The 17,273-nt window shown below is 62.8% G+C and carries 17 protein-coding genes; 10 read left to right on the top strand and 7 right to left on the bottom strand.

The annotated features are described in order from the left end of the window. Window positions 1-74: 74 nt before the first annotated feature. From THALAR_RS03985 to THALAR_RS04015, 7 genes are all read right to left on the bottom strand, one after another. Entirely contained in the window at window positions 75-467 is a 393-nt protein-coding gene (locus THALAR_RS03985; protein WP_021100199.1) for a VOC family protein, read from the bottom strand. Continuing rightward, entirely contained in the window at window positions 464-1,291 is an 828-nt protein-coding gene (locus tag THALAR_RS03990; protein ID WP_021100200.1) for an arginyltransferase, read from the bottom strand. Before THALAR_RS03990 ends, THALAR_RS03985 begins: the two co-directional genes overlap by 4 nt. 86 nt (window positions 1,292-1,377) lie before the next feature. Next, window positions 1,378-1,839, bottom strand: coding sequence for an RDD family protein (locus tag THALAR_RS03995; RefSeq protein WP_021100201.1), 462 nt, complete (start codon window positions 1,837-1,839; stop codon window positions 1,378-1,380). A gap of 61 nt (window positions 1,840-1,900) precedes the next feature. Continuing rightward, window positions 1,901-2,311: a DUF2852 domain-containing protein gene (locus tag THALAR_RS04000; protein WP_021100202.1), complete on the bottom strand. Its 411-nt coding sequence runs from the start codon at window positions 2,309-2,311 to the stop codon at window positions 1,901-1,903. A 348-nt stretch (window positions 2,312-2,659) separates the two neighbouring features. Beyond that, the gene (locus THALAR_RS04005) at window positions 2,660-3,127 is read right to left on the bottom strand and encodes a CinA family protein (protein ID WP_021100203.1); all 468 of its coding nucleotides are present in this window, start codon (window positions 3,125-3,127) and stop codon (window positions 2,660-2,662) included. Beyond that, complete coding sequence (locus THALAR_RS04010) at window positions 3,120-3,608, bottom strand: phosphatidylglycerophosphatase A family protein (protein WP_021100204.1); 489 nt, start codon at window positions 3,606-3,608, stop codon at window positions 3,120-3,122. The genes THALAR_RS04005 and THALAR_RS04010 overlap by 8 nt, the downstream gene beginning before the upstream one ends. 4 nt (window positions 3,609-3,612) lie before the next feature. Then, window positions 3,613-4,740: a bifunctional 2-C-methyl-D-erythritol 4-phosphate cytidylyltransferase/2-C-methyl-D-erythritol 2,4-cyclodiphosphate synthase gene (locus THALAR_RS04015; protein WP_407638124.1), complete on the bottom strand. Its 1,128-nt coding sequence runs from the start codon at window positions 4,738-4,740 to the stop codon at window positions 3,613-3,615. A gap of 174 nt (window positions 4,741-4,914) precedes the next feature. Here THALAR_RS04015 and dusB point away from each other — a divergent pair, with 174 nt between their 5' ends. From dusB to THALAR_RS04065, 10 genes are all read left to right on the top strand, one after another. Then, window positions 4,915-5,886: a tRNA dihydrouridine synthase DusB gene (gene dusB / locus THALAR_RS04020; RefSeq protein ID WP_021100206.1), complete on the top strand. Its 972-nt coding sequence runs from the start codon at window positions 4,915-4,917 to the stop codon at window positions 5,884-5,886. Next, window positions 5,883-6,959 (top strand): two-component system sensor histidine kinase NtrB, encoded by a 1,077-nt coding sequence (locus tag THALAR_RS04025; protein ID WP_021100207.1) that lies wholly within the window; start codon window positions 5,883-5,885, stop codon window positions 6,957-6,959. The genes dusB and THALAR_RS04025 overlap by 4 nt, the downstream gene beginning before the upstream one ends. Window positions 6,960-6,985: 26 nt before the next feature. Then, complete coding sequence (locus THALAR_RS04030) at window positions 6,986-8,356, top strand: response regulator (RefSeq protein WP_021100208.1); 1,371 nt, start codon at window positions 6,986-6,988, stop codon at window positions 8,354-8,356. 86 nt (window positions 8,357-8,442) lie between these two features. After that, complete coding sequence (locus THALAR_RS04035; protein WP_040817180.1) at window positions 8,443-10,701, top strand: sensor histidine kinase NtrY-like; 2,259 nt, start codon at window positions 8,443-8,445, stop codon at window positions 10,699-10,701. A gap of 25 nt (window positions 10,702-10,726) precedes the next feature. After that, entirely contained in the window at window positions 10,727-12,148 is a 1,422-nt protein-coding gene (ntrX, locus tag THALAR_RS04040) for a nitrogen assimilation response regulator NtrX (protein WP_021100210.1), read from the top strand. Between the two features lie 69 nt (window positions 12,149-12,217). Then, window positions 12,218-13,603: a Trk system potassium transporter TrkA gene (gene trkA, locus THALAR_RS04045; protein ID WP_407638130.1), complete on the top strand. Its 1,386-nt coding sequence runs from the start codon at window positions 12,218-12,220 to the stop codon at window positions 13,601-13,603. A gap of 2 nt (window positions 13,604-13,605) precedes the next feature. After that, window positions 13,606-15,153 (top strand): potassium transporter TrkG, encoded by a 1,548-nt coding sequence (locus THALAR_RS04050; protein ID WP_245622344.1) that lies wholly within the window; start codon window positions 13,606-13,608, stop codon window positions 15,151-15,153. A gap of 137 nt (window positions 15,154-15,290) precedes the next feature. Then, complete coding sequence (gene hfq, locus THALAR_RS04055; RefSeq protein ID WP_021100213.1) at window positions 15,291-15,530, top strand: RNA chaperone Hfq; 240 nt, start codon at window positions 15,291-15,293, stop codon at window positions 15,528-15,530. Further along, complete coding sequence (gene hflX, locus THALAR_RS04060) at window positions 15,514-16,800, top strand: GTPase HflX (protein WP_407638125.1); 1,287 nt, start codon at window positions 15,514-15,516, stop codon at window positions 16,798-16,800. Before hfq ends, hflX begins: the two co-directional genes overlap by 17 nt. A gap of 57 nt (window positions 16,801-16,857) precedes the next feature. Further along, a complete protein-coding gene (locus THALAR_RS04065) occupies window positions 16,858-17,265 on the top strand; it encodes a DUF2177 family protein (protein ID WP_021100215.1) in 408 nt (135 codons plus the stop codon). The last annotated feature ends 8 nt before the right edge of the window (window positions 17,266-17,273 follow it).

Below are 17,273 nucleotides of genomic sequence, written 5' to 3' on the forward strand. Positions count from 1 at the left end.
TCTCACATTGATACCCAAGATGTTTCGTCGCTGCGCTTCGGCCGACAGAGGCGCCGACAACCTGCGCCTGATCGCTAGCTGCTAAGCTGCAACAAATCCCATCGGTTGCCCCACGGATCGCTCCAGACGGCGACCTTGCCGTAGCTTTCCTCGCGCGGGCTTTCCTCGAAGGTGACGCCCGCCGCCAGCATTCGTGTGTAGTCGGCGTCGAACGCGTCGCTGTGCAGGAAGAACCCGACGCGGCCGCCGGTCTGTTTGCCGATGGCCGCGCTTTGGGCGTTGTCCGCAGCTTTCGCCAGCAGGATGCGTGTCTGGGCGTCGGGCGAGGGGGCAATCAGCACCCATCGCTTGCCGCCGCCCAAATCGGTGTCCTCGATCAGGTGAAACCCCGCGCGCCCTACATAGAAATCCAGCCCGGAATCGTAATCCGGAACCACAATGGTGAATGCCGAGATATAGGCGCTCATTCCTTCGGCGCGCGGGTGTCGGGCAGATTGATACGCGCGACCTGCTCGGCAATCGGGTCAACGGACAGCGGATGGGTGTCCGCGTCGTAATCCTCGGTGTCGCTCAGGTTCTGCCACACGCCACCCCGGAAAATCTCCAGCGCGCCGAACCCGGCCTTGTAGCCCATCTTGGGCGAGCCGGGCACCCAATAGCCCAGATAGACGTAAGGCAGCCCCGCTTCCTGCGCGATCCGCACGTGGTCGAGGATGATGTAGCTGCCCAGCGAGTTGCGCGACCAGTCGGGGTCGTAGAACGAATAGACCATCGACAGCCCGTCATCGAGCACGTCGGTCAGCGACGTGGCGATCAGCGCCGGGCTGTCGCCGGAGCGGTCCCAATACTCCACCACGCGGCTTTTGACCGGCGTTTCCTCGATCATTGCGGCGAACTCGAAAATATCCATATCGGCCATCCCGCCATCCGAATGGCGGGGGTCCAGATACCGGCGGAACAGCTCGTATTGCTCTTCGGTGGCCCAGGGCGAGGTCGCTTCCCGCTCCAGCATGTGATTGCGCTTGAGGCACTTGCGCTGGCTGCGGTTGGGCTTGAAATCCGCCACGCGGATGCGGGCGGACAGACAGGCTGAACAGTCGGCACAAGAGGGGCGGTACAGTACGTTTTGTGACCGCCGGAAGCCCTGCTTGCTTAGGGTGTTGTTCAGCGTGTTGGCATGCTCGCCCTGCAACGCCGTGAACAGTTTGCGTTCACGGCGCTTGTCCAGATACGGGCAGGCCTGCGGGGCCGTGACGTAGAACTGGGGGGCGATAGGCAGGGTGTGGCGCATGAAACCTCAGAATTCGAACATTGCGAAAAAGCCTAGCAATGCCCCATGCGACTCACAAACCCTTTTTCATCATTGACGGAGCGTCGTCAGTAACGACCGGGTGAATTGATCGCCACCACGCCGGTAAACATATCATGCAAGCCCTGACCGCGCTCCGTCATCAACATCAGGAAGACCGAAACCACCTGCGGGATGAAAAACGCGCTGGCCACCATGTAGGCGACGGTGTGCAAGGCGGCATCGGTGCCGTCGAGCTTCGCGCCTTCGCGGTTGCGCAGCTCGATGTTGAACAGGCGCATGCCGGGTGTGGCAGAGAAGGCGCGGATCGAGCCGATGCGGTAGATCAGCGAGACCACCAGAAACACCAGCGGGAACACGAACCACAGCAGGAACAATGGGATGCTCGCCACCACGGCGGCAACTATCCCTACGATAACGGTATCCACGACCCACGCCAACAGGCGCTTCACGCTGACGCCGCTGTAAAAGGCGGGTTCGGTCACGGGGTCGGGCAGGGCTCTGTAGGTGTCATTCATGGTGAAGGACATGGGGTCGGGTCTCCGGAATTGAAAGAGGCGCGCCCCCATGATCGGGGGCGCGATGTGACGATCAGGCGTCGTCGGATTTTGCGGCTTTCGCACGCTCGTCCATGAAGGAGTCGAACTCGGACTTGTCCTTGGCTTCGCGCAGACGCTCCAGGAAGGTCTCGAATGCGTGCTGCTCGTCTTCCAGACGTTTCAACATGTCGGCCTTGTACGAGTCGAAGGCGGTGTTACCCGAACTTTTGAACCCGTGGGAAGAACGATGCGCCATGGCGCGGCTGCGGCAGGAAGAATTGAACATGCGTTTGCTCCAGATCATATAGGCGAGAAGGGCGAGACCGACGGGCCAGAAGAAGACGAAGCCGAGGATCAGCGTCGCGATCCATGCGCCCTTGCCGCGCTCGTCCAGCCAGGCTTCGGCCCGGGAAAACCAGCCCATGCGGGGCATTGTCGGGGTGACGGAAGGGGTAGGTGTCATCAGGCGCTCCTTTAAGTGAATGTTATTTACATTTACATATTTGGGCATGCGCGGCGTTCTTTCAAGAACTTTCGCCCGAAAAACGTAGAAAAGGGCGCAAAATTCGGTGGCTTTATTGAATTCATTGAGGTTTTTCGACTTCAGGAGGTCAGCTCATCAGCCCTTTCCCCGTGCAAAGACCGCTCCAGACCGGTGATTTCCTCTTCTTTGGGGGTGTGAAACGGCAGGATCACCTTGGCCAAAACGACCAATTCGTTGGTCGCAATTGCGGCCCTTCTAGAACAATGGCGACTGCGTCGCTGCTGGACTCTCAGGCTAAAACAAGCGGCCGTGCCGCGACAGCGGCCGTCAAGAAAGCGCGGACAGCAACAATGCCAGCGCATGGGCCACGGTGGCCCGACGCACTTCGCTGCGGCCGAGGGCGCCGAATTGAACGGTCTCAGTCTCAACGCCCCCCGCCGTCGCCACGCCGAAGCAGACCATACCTTCCGGTTTGACCTCCGAGCCGCCCGGTCCCGCGATCCCCGTCACCGACACCGCCAGATCCACGCCGGACGCCCGCAACGCCCCTTGCGCCATCTCCCGCGCGACCTGTTCGGATACCGCGCCATGGGCCTCCAGCGACGCCGCCGTGACGCCCAGCATCTTTTTCTTGGCCGCGTTGGAATAGGTCACGAACCCGCATTCCACCACGTCGGACGAGCCCGCCACCTCGGTCAACGCCCCCGCGATCAAGCCGCCGGTGCAGCTTTCCGCCGTGGCGATGCGCCAGCCTTTGGCCCGCGCCGCCGCAAGAACGTCAGCCGCGTCAGCCATGGGATATCCAAGCGCCAAGCATCACGACCAAAGCCGCCAGAACGCCCGCGATAACGTCATCCAGCATCACGCCCAGTGGCCCTTCCTTGCGGTCCGCCCATCCCACGGGGCCGGGTTTCCAGATGTCGAACAGCCGGAATGCGATGAAAGCCGTCACCACGCCGGGCCACAAGGCCCAGAACGACACGCCCGCATGGCTGATCCCGACCGCAACCGGCAACAGGGCGATCCATTGCCCCACCACCTCGTCGATCACGATCTCGGAGGGGTCGTGGTCGTCCTTGCCCTTGGTCTCCATCGCGGTGACGGCCCAGCCCAGCACGAACATTATCACCGTCAGCGCCGCCAGTGCCACGTAGCCGCGCCACTCTATTATGCCCCAAGCCGCGATCACCGCCGCGGCCGAGCCCCATGTGCCCGGCGCAGGGCGCAACAGGCCGACATAGAAGAAGGTCGCCCAGAATTTAGAGACCGAGAACATCGCGCTACCCCTTCACCAGCGTGGCGGTTGCCATGCAGGCAATCCCCTCGCGACGGCCCGTAAAGCCCAGCTGCTCTGACGTCGTGGCCTTGACGCTTACACGGTCAAGAGAAATATCCAACAATTCCGATACCCTCTCACGCATCGTTAAAGCGTGCGGTCCAATCTTCGGCTCCTCGCAAATCAGCGTGCAATCCACGTTGGAGATCGCAAACCCCATCTCACCCGCCAGATCCCGCGCGTGTTCCAGAAACACATAGCTTGCCATGCCCTTCCATTGCGGGTCACTCGGCGGGAAATGCTGGCCAATGTCGCCCTGCGCCAGAGCGCCATAAATCGCGTCGGTGATCGTGTGCAGCCCCACATCGGCGTCGGAATGTCCCTGCAAGCCTCGTCCATGAGGCACCTTGATTCCACACAGGATCACATGATCCCCCGGCCCGAAGCGATGCACGTCAAACCCGTTGCCGACCCGTATATCCACGTTGTTCTCCAAATACTGGGCGGCCCGCGCAAAGTCCTCGGGGCCGGTGATCTTCAAGTTCCGCTCCGCGCCCGCGACGATGGTGACGTCCATCCCCGCCGCCCGCGCGATTTCCACATCGTCCGCCGCGCCGCCGTCATGCGCGCGGTGGGCTGCGAGAATTTCCGCCAGATGGAACCCTTGCGGCGTTTGCGCCCGAAACAGCCCCGCGCGGTCCCGCGTGCCCGAAACTTTGCCGTCCTCACCCTGCCACAGCGCGTCCGTGACCGCCAAGGCAGGGGCCGCGCCCTGCGCATCACGCAGCGCGTCCAGAACCCGTCCGATCACGTCTGCGCCGACCAGGGGCCGTGCCCCGTCGTGGATCAGCGCCAGATCGAAGCGCCCTTCAACGGCCTGCAAACCGTTCAGCACCGATGCGTCCCGAGTGTCGCCGCCGACAACGCATGTCACCCCGTCAGGAATCCAGTCGGCAGGGGCGTCATGCGGCACCACCAGCACAATCTCGTCAGCGAGCCCGCGAAACGCGTCGCAGGCCCATGCCACGACGCGCTTGCGCCCAAGCATTCGCCATTGCTTCGCAACCTCGCCACCCGCACGGGTGCCGCGACCTGCCGCCACGATCACGGCGACCACTGAGGGGCGGTTCACATTCATGGAATTTGTCTATGTTGTGCGCGCGCGAAGGACAATGCCCATTGCTTCTGCCTAATTATTGGGCAGTTTCGCCCAAAACACCGTATCCTCCAAATAACATGAGCCATATCGTTGCCAGACCCGCCGCAACGGCTTAGCCATGGCTCTACTTGCTCAAGGATTAAGCGTTTGCCCATTCATCTGGCAGAACACGCCATCGACCCACCCGTTTTGCTGGCCCCTCTGGCCGGCATCACCGATTTGCCGTTCCGCAAGCTGGTGTCCGGCTTCGGCGCGGGGCTGGTGGTCTCCGAGATGGTCGCCAGTCAGGAAATAGTGCAGGCCAAACCCGGCGTGCGCGAAAAGGCGGAGCTGGGCATGGAGTTCGCCAACACCTCCGTCCAGCTTGCAGGCCGCGAGGCGCATTGGATGGCCGAGGCCGCCCGCCTAGTCGCCGCCAACGGTGCCCGCGTGATCGACATCAACATGGGCTGCCCAGCCAAGAAGGTCACCAACGGCTATTCCGGCTCCGCGCTGCTCAAGGATCTCGACCACGCGCTGACCCTGATCGACGCCGTGGTCGGCGCGGTCGATATCCCCGTGACCCTGAAAACCCGACTGGGTTGGGACGACGATCTGCTCAATGCGCCGACGCTGGCGAGACGGGCCGAGAATGCGGGCATCCGCATGATCACCATCCACGGGCGCACCCGCTGCCAGTTCTACAAGGGCCGCGCCGACTGGGCCGCGATCCGCGCCGTAAAAGACGCAGTAAGCATTCCCGTCATCGCCAATGGTGACATCACCGACGCCGCGACCGCTCGCACCGCGCTCGACGCCTCCGGCGCGGACGGGGTGATGATAGGGCGCGGCGCCCAAGGGCGCCCGTGGGCGCTGGCCGAGGTCGCGCACCGCCTCCACGGCACGCCCGCGCCCGACATTCCCCAAGGCGCAGCGCTGGCCGAAATGGTCGCCGCCCATTACGAGGACATGCTCGATTTCTACGGCCCCGATTTGGGCCTGCGCGTCGCCCGCAAACATCTGGGCTGGTACATGGACGGGGCAGGGACCGCCGCGCCGCTGCGCCGCGAAGTGCTGACCGCGAAGTCCCCCCGCGCGGTGCTGTCAGAATTGCCCTCCGCCTTGGAGGCTGCCGCATGAGTACGCAATTCTTCGACACACTCTGGAGTTCCCTGCCGGTGCCTGCGCTGGTGATCGACGCCCAAAACGCCATCGCCGAGATCAATCCTGCGGGCGAGATATTCATGAACGCATCCGCCAAGTCCCTGCGCGGGGCGCCCGTGTGGGACAAGCTCCATGTCAACGCGCCGCTGGACGAGGCCGTGATGCGCGTGCGCCGTGACGGCTCCGCCTTGTTCGTGAATACCGTCGATGTGGGGTCCGGCGAAAAGCCCCCCGTGCAATGCAATGTGCAACTGTCGGCCATGGTGGATCGGCCGGATTACATCCTGATCCTGATGGAGCCGCGCCAGATCGCCCATAAAATGGGCCGCGACATGCAGTCCAAATCCGCCGCGCGGTCGGCCATCGGCATGGCTGAAATGCTGGCCCACGAGATCAAGAACCCGCTGGCGGGCATCACCGGCGCGGCGCAGCTTCTGAGCATGAACCTGTCGGGCGACGACATAGAGTTGACCGACCTGATCGTCGCCGAGTCCCGTCGCGTCGTGAAGCTGCTGGAACAAGTAGAGCAGTTCGGCAACCTGCGGCCGCCCATGCGCCGCGCCGTGAACCTGCATGACGTGCTCGACCGCGCCCGAAAATCCGCCGCCGTGGGCTTCGCCGCCCATATGCGGATCAGAGAGAACTACGACCCGTCGCTGCCCCCCACCTACGCGGATGCGGACCAGTTGTTGCAGGTGGTCCAGAACCTGCTGAAAAACGCGGCGCAGGCGGCGGATAAATCCGGCGGCACCATCGAAATCCGCACCTTCTACGAGATGTCGCTGCGGGTGGAACGCCCCGACGGCAGCCGCTCCGCCGTGCCGTTGCAGGTGGAAATCATCGACGACGGTCCGGGCCTGCCGGATAATCTGGCCAGCGAGGTGTTCGAGCCTTTCGTGTCCGGCCGCGACAACGGCACAGGGCTGGGACTGGCGTTGGTGTCCAAGATCATCTCTGAACATGACGGCTGGATTTCCGTCGACTCCGTGCCGGGGCGCACGGTGTTCCGCATTTCCCTGCCTGTCGCCCCGAAAGACCACGAGCTATGACCCCTCACAGCAAGGAAGCGTAAACCATGGACGGCACCGTTTTAGTCGCAGATGACGACCGCACCATTCGCACCGTATTGACACAGGCCCTGACGCGGGCGGGCTGCAAGGTTCACGCCACCTCGTCACTGACCACGCTGATGCGGTGGGTGGGCGAGGGGAAAGGCGATCTGGTGATCTCCGACGTGATGATGCCGGACGGGAACGGGCTGGAAATGTTGCCTGCCATCCATGAGAAACGCCCTAGCTTGCCGGTCATCATCATCTCGGCCCAGAACACCATCATGACGGCCATTCAGGCGACCGAGGCCGACGCCTACGACTACCTGCCCAAGCCGTTCGACCTGCCGGACCTGATGAAGCGCACCGCCCGTGCGCTGGACCAGAAGCGCGTGCCTGCGCCGCGCGTGACCAGTGATGTGCCGGTAAACGAAGGCGACGACCTGCCGCTGGTCGGTCGCACCCCTGTGATGCAGGACCTGTACCGCCTTGTCGCCCGCGTTATGAATACCGATCTGCCCGTGTTGATCAGCGGCGAAAGCGGCACCGGCAAAAGTCTGATCGCCCGCGCCGTCCACGATTTTTCCGACCGGCGCAATCTTCCGTTCGTCAGGGTCAGGCCTGCCGATCTGGCCGCAATGGAAGGACCGGCCGCAATCCTGAGCCGTGCGCGCGGTGGTTCCATCCTGTTCGACGAGGTGTCTGACCTGAATGCCGACGCACAAGCCCGCGTTGTGCGTATGCTCGACAGCCTGACCGACGACGCGCCGCGCATTCTCGCTACGTCACAGCGGGACTTGATGGCGCAGATGGAGGCCGGGGAATTCCGGCAGGATTTGTTCTACCGCCTTGGTGGTGTGAATGTGACTGTGCCCTCCTTGCGTGAGCGGGTGGAAGATATCCCGCTTCTAACGGCACATTTCTTGCAGAAGTCTGAACGCGACGGCGCGCCTTCACGACAATTTTCCAAAGATGCGATGGAGTTGTTCCGCAGCTACAACTGGCCGGGCAACGTCCGCCAACTGGAAAACGCCGTGCGTCGCCTGATTGTCACCGCGAGCGAGCAGGATATCTCCCGCGCGGATGTCGAACTGGTGCTCGGCGCACAACCCGAGATGGAGCCGGTCGCGGGCAATGTAGGTGCGGACAAGCTGTCGGATTCGGTCGCGCAACACTTGCGGCGCTATTTCGATCTGCACGGCGGGGTGCTTCCGCCACCCGGCCTTTACCAGCGGATATTGCGCGAGGTGGAGCTTCCCTTGCTGGAAATCGCATTGGAGGCCACAGGCGGAAATCAGGCTAAATGTGCTGATCTACTTGGCATTAACCGCAATACCTTGAGAAAAAAGGTCACCGACCTCGATATTCGCGTGACACGGCGCCGCAAGTTGATGTAAAACCGCAACAGTCACCGTGACGATCGGGCCGCATGGACGCCTCGACGATCACATCAACAAGACGTGGCAAGGCGGTAAGAAAGCAGATGAAAACCCCAACGGGTCTCCACGGACGGACTGCGTCCTGGAACAGGCTGAATCGGTTGCGCAAGCAAAGGCGCGTGCAGAACATTGCCACGTTGGGCCTTGTGGTGTTGGGTCCGGTGCTGGCCGTGCTGACCTATCTGGGCCTTGGCCCGTTCGAGCTTGACCCCACCTCGCACGGCATCCGCCTCATCCTTCTGGCCGATCTGGTCTATGTGCTGCTGGTCGCAGCACTCGTCGCCCAAAAGGTCGGTAAGGTCATCGCCTCGCGCCGTGCCAATTCTGCCGGTTCGCAGTTGCATTTGCGCCTCACGGGGGTATTCGCGCTGGTAGCACTTGTGCCGACCATTCTGGTCGCCGTCTTCGCCGTGGTGACGCTGAATTTCGGGCTGGAGGGCTGGTTCTCCGACCGAGTGCGCAACGTGGTCGGCACGTCGCTTTCTGCCGCACAAGCCTACGAGCAGGAGCAGCGCGACGATCTGTCGGACGACGCCTTGCGCCTTGCCGGTTACGTGAATATCGCCAAGCAAACTACTAATTTCATTTCTGATTCGGACCTCCGGCAGGTATTGACCCAAGCGCAGGAGCAGGTGCAGCGCGGCCTGAAAGAGGCATTTATCGTCGACGGCGCGGGCAATCTGGTGTCGCGCGGAAACCGGTCCTATCGCTTCGACTTCGAGCCGGTGCCGGAAACGGCGTTCGAGGAGGCCCAGAACAATCGCCCCGTGGTGATCGAGGACTGGCCCAACAACGAATTCCGCGCGCTTTTGCGCCTGACCGCCTATCCCGACCGCTACCTCTATATCAGCCGCTCGGTCGATGGCGAGATCCTCAGCCTGCTGGACCAGACGCAGGAAACCGTGCGGCTCTACCAGCAGCTTGAGAATGATCGCGGACGCCTGTTGTTCGAGTTCGGGCTGATCTATCTGGGCTTCGCGGTGATCCTGATCCTCGCCGCCATCTGGCTTGGTCTGTGGTTCGCGGAACGGCTCGCGCGCCCTGTCGGCCAACTTGCCGCCGCCGCCCAGCGTGTTGGGGCGGGTGATCTGGACGTGCAGGTGGTCGAGGCCAAAAGCGAGGATGAGATCGCGCTATTGGGTCGCCTTTTCAACCAGATGACGCGTGAACTTAAAGTGCAGCGCGAGACGCTTCTGAGCAATACCGAACAGATCGAGCGCCGCCGCCGCCTGTTCGATTCCGTCCTGTCATCGGTCACCGCAGGGGTGATCGGGCTGGATGCGGATAACCAGATTACCTTCATGAACCGCTCCGCCCTACGTATGCTGGATATTGAGGACGACGCGGACATCTCGCAAGACCTGCCCACGCTGGTGCCGGAATTCGCGTCGCTTCTGGCATCGCTCTCCGACTCCGACGCGGAGACGGCGCAGGAAGAGGTCAAACTGACCCGCCGCGGCCAGCTTGAAAGCCTGCTGGTGCGCGTCGCCACACGGACCTCCGAAGAGGGTGAATTGGAAGGCTACGTGCTGGCCTTCGATGATGTGTCCGAACTGGTCAGCGCCCAGAAAATGGCCGCATGGGGCGACGTGGCCCGCCGCATCGCGCATGAAATCAAGAACCCGCTGACGCCGATCCAGCTGTCCGCCGAGCGGCTCAAGCGCAAGTTTACGCCGCTCGCAGGCGACCAGCTGGACAGCCTGGAGCAATACACAGACGTCATCATCCGCCAGACCAACGACCTGCGCCGCATCGTCGACGAGTTTTCCAAATTCGCCCGCATGCCGGAGCCGGAATTGCGCGAGACGGACCTGATGAAGCTGGTCCGTGACGCGGTTGTGTTGCAGCAATCCGGCCAGCCGGGGGTAGAGATCACGCTGGACAGCACCGAGCCGGAAATCCTGTCGGAACTGGACCAGACCATGATCGGTCAGGCTCTGACCAACCTGATCAAGAACGCAGGAGAGGCCATTGAAACATATCAGGAAAACGGCGCAGCGAACGGGCATAAGCCACAGATAAAAGTCGCGGTGACGACCAGCGACAAGGACGTAACCGTGACCATCTCGGACAACGGCGTGGGGCTTCCCGAAGACCGCACCCGCCTGTTCGAGCCCTATGTGACCACCCGTGCGAAGGGCACCGGCCTTGGCCTGCCCATCGTGAAGAAAATTATCGAAGAACACGGCGGCAGCCTTGTGCTGCGCGATGCCGAAGCCTTCGACGACACAGGCCATCGCGGAGCAATGGCCGTCATAAAACTGCCGCGCCTCGCGGCGGGCAAACGCAGAAACGTGGCCTGAGGGGCCGCTGACAAGGAGCAGAAATATGGGCGATATTCTGATCGTAGACGACGAGCGCGACATTCGGGAGCTGATCTCGGACATTCTCAAGGACGAAGGCTTCACCACCCGCCTTGCCGGAACCTCGGAGGCCTGCATGGCCGAGATCAACGCCGACCCGCCAGCGCTGATGATCCTCGACATCTGGCTGAAAGACAGCGCCATGGACGGGATCGACATCCTCAAACACGTCAAGCGGGACAATCCCGACATTCCGGTGGTCATCATCTCCGGTCACGGCAATATCGAAATCGCCGTCGCGGCGATCAAGCAGGGAGCCTATGACTTCATCGAAAAGCCCTTCAACATCGACCAGCTGATGGTCGTCATCACCCGCGCCATGGAAACCTCCCGCCTGCGCCGCGAGAACAACCAGTTGAAACGGGGCGAGGTGGCCAGCGCGGAAATGGTCGGCGAAAGCTCTGCTTTCAAAGGGTTGCAGGCGCAACTTGACAAGGTCACCGGCTCCAACGGCCGCGTGATGCTGACCGGCCCTGCCGGGGCGGGCAAGGACGTGGCGGCGCATTATATCCACGCCCATTCCAACCGCTCCCACGCGCCGTTCGTGACCGTTAATTGCGCCACCGTGGAGCCGGAGCGGATGGAGGAAGTCCTGTTCGGTCGCGAAAGCCGCGAGCGCGGGGTGGAGCCGGGCCTGCTGGAGCAGGCCCATGGCGGCATCATCTTCTTCGACGAGGTGGCGGATATGCCCCTTGGCACCCAATCCAAGATCCTGCGCGTGCTGGTGGAGCAGCAGTTCCAGCGTGTCGGCGGCAACGACAAGGTGCGGGTCGATCTGCGCGTCATCACCTCCACCAACCGCGATCTGGCCGAGGCGATCAAGGCAGGCGAGTTCCGCGAGGAACTGTATCACCGCCTCAACGTGGTCCCGATCGCCGTTCCCAGCCTTGAAGACCGCCGCGAGGATATCCCGACGCTGGCCAACCATTTTATCGCGCAGTTCAACCAGACCCAAGGCCTGCCGCTGCGCAAACTGGCCGATGACGCCGTGACCCTGCTGCAAACAATGCACTGGCCGGGCAATATCCGGCAGCTCAAGAACGTGATCGAGCGGGTGCTGATCCTCGGGCCGGACAAGGGCGATATCGAGGCCAAGGAACTGCCCCAGTCGGAAGGCTCAGGCGAAAGCGGAAGCGGCGTGACCATCGGCGGCAATCTGGCCACCTTGCCACTGCGCGAAGCCCGCGAGATGTTCGAGCGCGAATACCTGATGACCCAGATCAACCGTTTCGGCGGCAATATTTCCCGCACTGCCGCCTTCGTGGGGATGGAGCGCAGCGCCCTTCACCGCAAGCTGAAATCGCTGGGCGTGGTGACGTCCAACAAAGCGGGCGCGCGTATCGCGCAGGTGCAGGAAGACGAGATGGAGGCGACGGGGTCCGACTAACCCCCGCGCCTGCAATCCAATTGACCGCCGCGCGGCCATCTGCCATGGCTGGGCACTCGGACAAACGGGATTGAACCGATGAAAGTTATCATCTGCGGGGCAGGGCAGGTCGGCTGGCAAATCGCCCGTCACCTGTCGAGCGAGAAGAACGACGTCACCGTCGTCGACAACAACCCCGAACTGGTGTCCCGCGCGACGGAATCGCTGGACGTGCAAGGCATCACCGGCTTTGCCAGCTACCCCGATGTGCTGGACCGTGCAGGCGCCCGCGACGCCGACATGATCATCGCCGCGACCCATTCGGACGAGGTCAACATGGTCACCTGTCAGGTGGCGCACTCCGCCTTTTCCGTGCCACGCAAGATCGCGCGGCTGCGCTCGCAAAGCTACCTGACGGCGATCTATTCCGACCTCTACCGCCGCGATCACATGCCCATCGACGTGGTGATCTCCCCCGAGAAGGAAGTGGCCGAGGCCGCCCTGCAACGCCTCGCCGACCCCGCCGCCTTCGACACCGAAAACTTCCTGTCGGGGCAGGTGCAGCTGCTGGGCATCCAGTTGGAAGAGGATTGCCCCGTCCTCAACACGCCCCTGCGCCAGCTCACCGAGCTGTTTTCCACCCTGCGCGCGGTCGTGGTGGGCGTGCGCCGCGAGGGCAATTTGTTTTCCCCCGATCCCGGTGACCAGTTGTTTGACGGCGATCAGGTCTATGTCTGCGCCCACCGCGAAGACGTGCCGCGCACGATGGAGATTTTCGGCAAGACCCAGTCCAAGCAGGAACGTGTCGTCATCATCGGCGGCGGCAATGTCGGCCTTGCGGTCGCGCAGGCGTTGGAGGCCCGCACCGTACGCATCCGCGCCAAGGTCATCGAGAAAAGCCGCACCATCGCCGAACGCGCCGCCAACGCGCTGGAACGCACGATCGTGCTGCATGGCGACGGTCTCAGCGCGGATCTGCTGAACGAGGCCAATATCAGCCGCGCAGACGCGGTACTTTGTGTCACCGACGACGACAAGACCAACCTGCTGGCCGCCGTCCGCGCCAAGGCCGAAGGCTGCCCCATGGCCATCGCGCTCATCAACGACCCGACGCTGGTGCCGCTGATGGATGCGCTCGACGTCGACGCCTATATCAACCCCCGCGCCACCACTGTGTCGTCCATCCTGCGCCATATCCGCCACGGGCGGGTGCGCCAGATCTACTCGCTGGGCGACGCGGAGGCCGAGGTGATCGAGGCGCAGGTACTCTCCACATCGCCCATATCCGGCCAGCGTATCCGCGACATCAACTTTCCCGAAGGCGTGTTGGTCGGCGCGATCCAGAAGGGCAAAAAGATCGTGCGCCCCGAAGGCGGAACGCGGGTGGAGGAGGGCGACATCATCGTCATTTTCGCGCTGGCCGCGGATGTTCCGGAGGTCGAGCGGCTGTTGCAGGTCTCGGTCGACTTTTTCTGATCATGGGGCAGGGTCTCAAAGCATCCAGACTGCCGATGCTGCTGCGCCTGCCATTGGTGGTGCAGCTTCTGGGCGCCGGCGCTGCTGCCATGCTGATCCCCGCAATTCACGCCTTCGCGCTGAACCAGCACCGCGTCGCGCAGCCGTTTTTCTATGGCGCAATTCTGATCGGGGTTCTGGCCGCGCTGATCGGGCTGGCCACCTATCGCCAGCCGGTGCGCAACGTGGCCCGCAGCCAGCTTCTGACGCTGGTGGCGGCCTATCTGGTGCTGCCGGTGTTCCTCGCGGTGCCGCTGCACGAGGCGCGGCCCTCCATGTCGTTCTTCAACGCTTATTTCGAGATGGTCTCCAGCATCACCACAACCGGCGCGACCACGCTCGACACCCCGCGCGTGGTGCCCGATCCGGTGCATTTGTGGCGGGCGCTCGTTGGCTGGCTTGGCGGGTTTCTGGTGATCGTGTCGGCCATTGCGGTGCTGGCGCCCATGACCCTTGGCGGGTTCGAGGTCATGCGCCCCACGGCGGCGGAAGGCGGGCGGCCCGGCTCCGGCGCGCAGCTGGCCCGCGCCAGCGAGCCGAACGAGCGCATCGCCCGCTACACCAAACGCATCCTGCCGATCTATCTGGCGCTGACGCTCGCGATCTGGCTGTTTCTGGTGGTCACAGGCACCAACAGTTTCCACGGGTTGATGATCGCGCTGTCGACCATGTCGACCAGCGGTATTCTGCCGCTCAAGACCTTGGCCGATATGGGCCTGTCGATCCCTGCCGAGATCATCATCTTCGCCTTCCTTCTGCTTGCCGTCACGCGGCAGATGATCTCCTTGCCCCGCGACAAGCATTATCTTCCGACCCTCGTGCAGGACGCCGAGATGCGGGTTGCCGTTGTTTTCGTCGTCGTGGTGCCGCTGGCACTGTGGTTCCGCCATTTCATCGGCGCGATCGAGGTCAACGAGGAGGCAAACTTGCTCGCCTCCGTCAAGGCGATGTGGGGCGGAGTATTCACCGTGCTGTCCTTCCTGACGACCACCGGCTTCGTGTCCGCCGACTGGGAAACCGCCCGCGACTGGTCGGCGCTGCCGACGCCGGGGCTGATCCTTGCGGGGCTGGCGATCATCGGCGGCGGCGTGGCAACCACGGCGGGCGGCGTCAAGCTGCTGCGTTTTTATGCGCTCTACAAGCACGGTCTGCGCGAGATGGAGCGGCTGGTCCACCCGTCCTCCGTCGGTGGCGGCGGCAGACTGGGGCGGGGGATGCGCCGCGAGGGGGCGTTCATCGCGTGGATCTTCTTCATGCTCTTCGCACTGTCCATCGCGGCGGTGACGGTGACGCTGGCGCTGACCGGCCTGAACTTCGAAAGCGCTGTGATTTTCGCCATCTCCGCCCTGTCGACAACCGGCCCGCTGGTACAGGTCGCGCTCGACAACGGCGCGACCTATGCGCAACTGGGAACCGGTGCCAAATGCATCCTGATCGGGGCCATGGTGCTGGGCCGGATGGAAACCCTTGCCATCATCGCGCTTTTCAATCCCGATTTCTGGCGCCGGTAGGCCGCAAACCGCCGGAAAAGCCTGATTTCGGGGCTGGACCTCCATTTCATCCCAAGACATACTGACAATTCATCAGGGACAGTGTGCTGATTTCATTGGCACTCGCACAATAAGCGCAAGAAAAAAGGCAATAAAAAATGGCCGCTGATAAGCAAAATCTTCAAGACGCATTTCTCAATAACGTTCGTAAAACCAAAATCCCCGTTACGATCTTCCTGATCAATGGCGTCAAATTGCAGGGCGTCATCACGTGGTTCGATAATTTCTGCGTGCTTTTGCGTCGCGACGGACAGTCGCAGCTTGTCTATAAGCACGCGATCTCGACGATCATGCCGTCGCAGCCCATCAACCTTTACGATGGTGAAGAGAATTCTTGAAACCGAGGACTCCGGTCTCACCCGCGCGTGGGTGATCCACCCCGACATTAAAGACGTCAAGGCCCGCAGGCTCGCCAGCTTCGCGCTGTCAGAGGCCGTGTCGCTGGCCGAGGCGTTGCCGGGCCTTGAGGTCGCAGGCTCCGAGATCGTGCCCCTGCCCAAGGTCAGGGCGGGCACGCTGTTCGGCACCGGCAAGATCGTTGAATTGAAGAACCGCCTGAAAGAGGCCGAAGTCGAGCTGGTCCTGATCGACGGCCCCGTAACGCCGGTGCAGCAGCGCAATCTGGAGAAAGAATGGGGCGTCAAGATCCTTGACCGTACCGGCCTGATTCTGGAGATTTTTTCCGACCGCGCCGCAACGCGCGAAGGGGTGTTGCAGGTCGAACTTGCCGCCCTCAGCTACCAGCGCACGCGCCTCGTCCGCGCATGGACACACCTTGAACGCCAGCGCGGCGGGCTTGGCTTCGTCGGCGGCCCCGGCGAGACCCAGATCGAGGCCGACCGCCGTGCCATCGACGACGCCATCGTGCGCATCCGCCGCCAGCTGGAGAAAACCGTCAAAACCCGCGAGCTGCACCGCGCCGCTCGCGCCAAAGTGCCGTATCCGGTGGTGGCCCTCGTGGGCTACACCAACGCGGGCAAATCCACGCTGTTCAATCGCCTGACGGGGGCGGAGGTGCTGGTCAAGGACATGTTGTTCGCCACGCTGGACCCGACCATGCGCTCGGTCGAGTTGTCGGACGGGCTGGAGATCATCATGTCCGACACGGTGGGTTTCATCTCGGACCTGCCGACGCAGCTTGTCGCCGCCTTCCGCGCCACGCTGGAGGAGGTGCTGAGCGCCGATCTGATCCTCCATGTCCGCGACATCTCGCACCCCGAAAGCGAGGGGCAGGCCCGCGACGTGCGCTCCATCATGGCCGATCTGGGGGTCGACAAGGATGTGCCGGTGCTGGAGGTCTGGAACAAGTCCGACCGCCTGTCGCCGGACGCGCTGGAAGCCGCCACCAACAAAGCCGACCGCGACGAGCACATCTTCCTGACCTCCGCCACCACCGGCGCGGGCATTGACGGGCTGCTGGATGCAGTCTCGACCCTGCTTCGCGCAGGCTCCACCACCGAGGTGATCGAGCTGGGTTTTGCCGACGGCAAGGCGCGGGCATGGTTGTTCGGCCAAGAGGTCGTGGACAGCGAAGAGCAGACCGAGACCGGCTTCAACCTGACCGTGACATGGAGCCCTGCGCAAAAGGGCCAGTTCGAAAAGCTCTAGGCTCGCCCCGAACCTTTCGCGTTCTATATGGATCGGTAGCGCAAAAGGAGCATCTTCATGACCGGCACATACCTGATCCTCTACGGCAGCACATTCGCCATTTTTCTGGCGCTCGACTACATCGGGCTCAGCTACCTGATCAAACCCACCTTCGAGCGCTTCATCCCCGATCTCCTGCTCGACAGCCCGCGCCTTGGCCCGGCGCTGCTGTTCTATGCGTTCTACGCCGTGGGGCTCTTGTGGTTCGTCTCGATCCCCGCCTTGTCCGGCGACAAGTCGCTGCTCTGGGTCTTCGGCTCCGCCGCGTTCCTGGGGGCCATCGGCTACGGCACCTACGAGTTCACCTCGCTGGCCGTGATGAAAGGCTGGAGCTGGACCATGGTCGCCACCGACCTGACATGGGGCACTTTGCTGACGGCAACCTCCGCCACCGCGGGCGTCGCGATCACACGGGCGTTCAGCTAAAGCGAAAT

Origin of the sequence: Litoreibacter arenae DSM 19593 (genome assembly GCF_000442275.2) — a bacterium.
GTDB lineage: Bacteria > Pseudomonadota > Alphaproteobacteria > Rhodobacterales > Rhodobacteraceae > Litoreibacter > Litoreibacter arenae.

What these genes read in the sequence shown, in the direction of transcription:
- THALAR_RS03985 (WP_021100199.1), bottom strand. Translation starts at nt 467, where the DNA reads ATGAGCGCCTATATCTCGGCATTCACCATTGTGGTTCCGGATTACGAT.
- THALAR_RS03990 (WP_021100200.1), bottom strand. Translation starts at nt 1,291, where the DNA reads ATGCGCCACACCCTGCCTATCGCCCCCCAGTTCTACGTCACGGCCCCG.
- THALAR_RS03995 (WP_021100201.1), bottom strand. Translation starts at nt 1,839, where the DNA reads ATGTCCTTCACCATGAATGACACCTACAGAGCCCTGCCCGACCCCGTG.
- THALAR_RS04000 (WP_021100202.1), bottom strand. Translation starts at nt 2,311, where the DNA reads ATGACACCTACCCCTTCCGTCACCCCGACAATGCCCCGCATGGGCTGG.
- THALAR_RS04005 (WP_021100203.1), bottom strand. Translation starts at nt 3,127, where the DNA reads ATGGCTGACGCGGCTGACGTTCTTGCGGCGGCGCGGGCCAAAGGCTGG.
- THALAR_RS04010 (WP_021100204.1), bottom strand. Translation starts at nt 3,608, where the DNA reads ATGTTCTCGGTCTCTAAATTCTGGGCGACCTTCTTCTATGTCGGCCTG.
- THALAR_RS04025 (WP_021100207.1), top strand. Translation starts at nt 5,883, where the DNA reads ATGAGTACGCAATTCTTCGACACACTCTGGAGTTCCCTGCCGGTGCCT.
- THALAR_RS04030 (WP_021100208.1), top strand. Translation starts at nt 6,986, where the DNA reads ATGGACGGCACCGTTTTAGTCGCAGATGACGACCGCACCATTCGCACC.
- THALAR_RS04035 (WP_040817180.1), top strand. Translation starts at nt 8,443, where the DNA reads ATGAAAACCCCAACGGGTCTCCACGGACGGACTGCGTCCTGGAACAGG.
- ntrX (WP_021100210.1), top strand. Translation starts at nt 10,727, where the DNA reads ATGGGCGATATTCTGATCGTAGACGACGAGCGCGACATTCGGGAGCTG.
- THALAR_RS04050 (WP_245622344.1), top strand. Translation starts at nt 13,606, where the DNA reads ATGGGGCAGGGTCTCAAAGCATCCAGACTGCCGATGCTGCTGCGCCTG.
- hfq (WP_021100213.1), top strand. Translation starts at nt 15,291, where the DNA reads ATGGCCGCTGATAAGCAAAATCTTCAAGACGCATTTCTCAATAACGTT.
- THALAR_RS04065 (WP_021100215.1), top strand. Translation starts at nt 16,858, where the DNA reads ATGACCGGCACATACCTGATCCTCTACGGCAGCACATTCGCCATTTTT.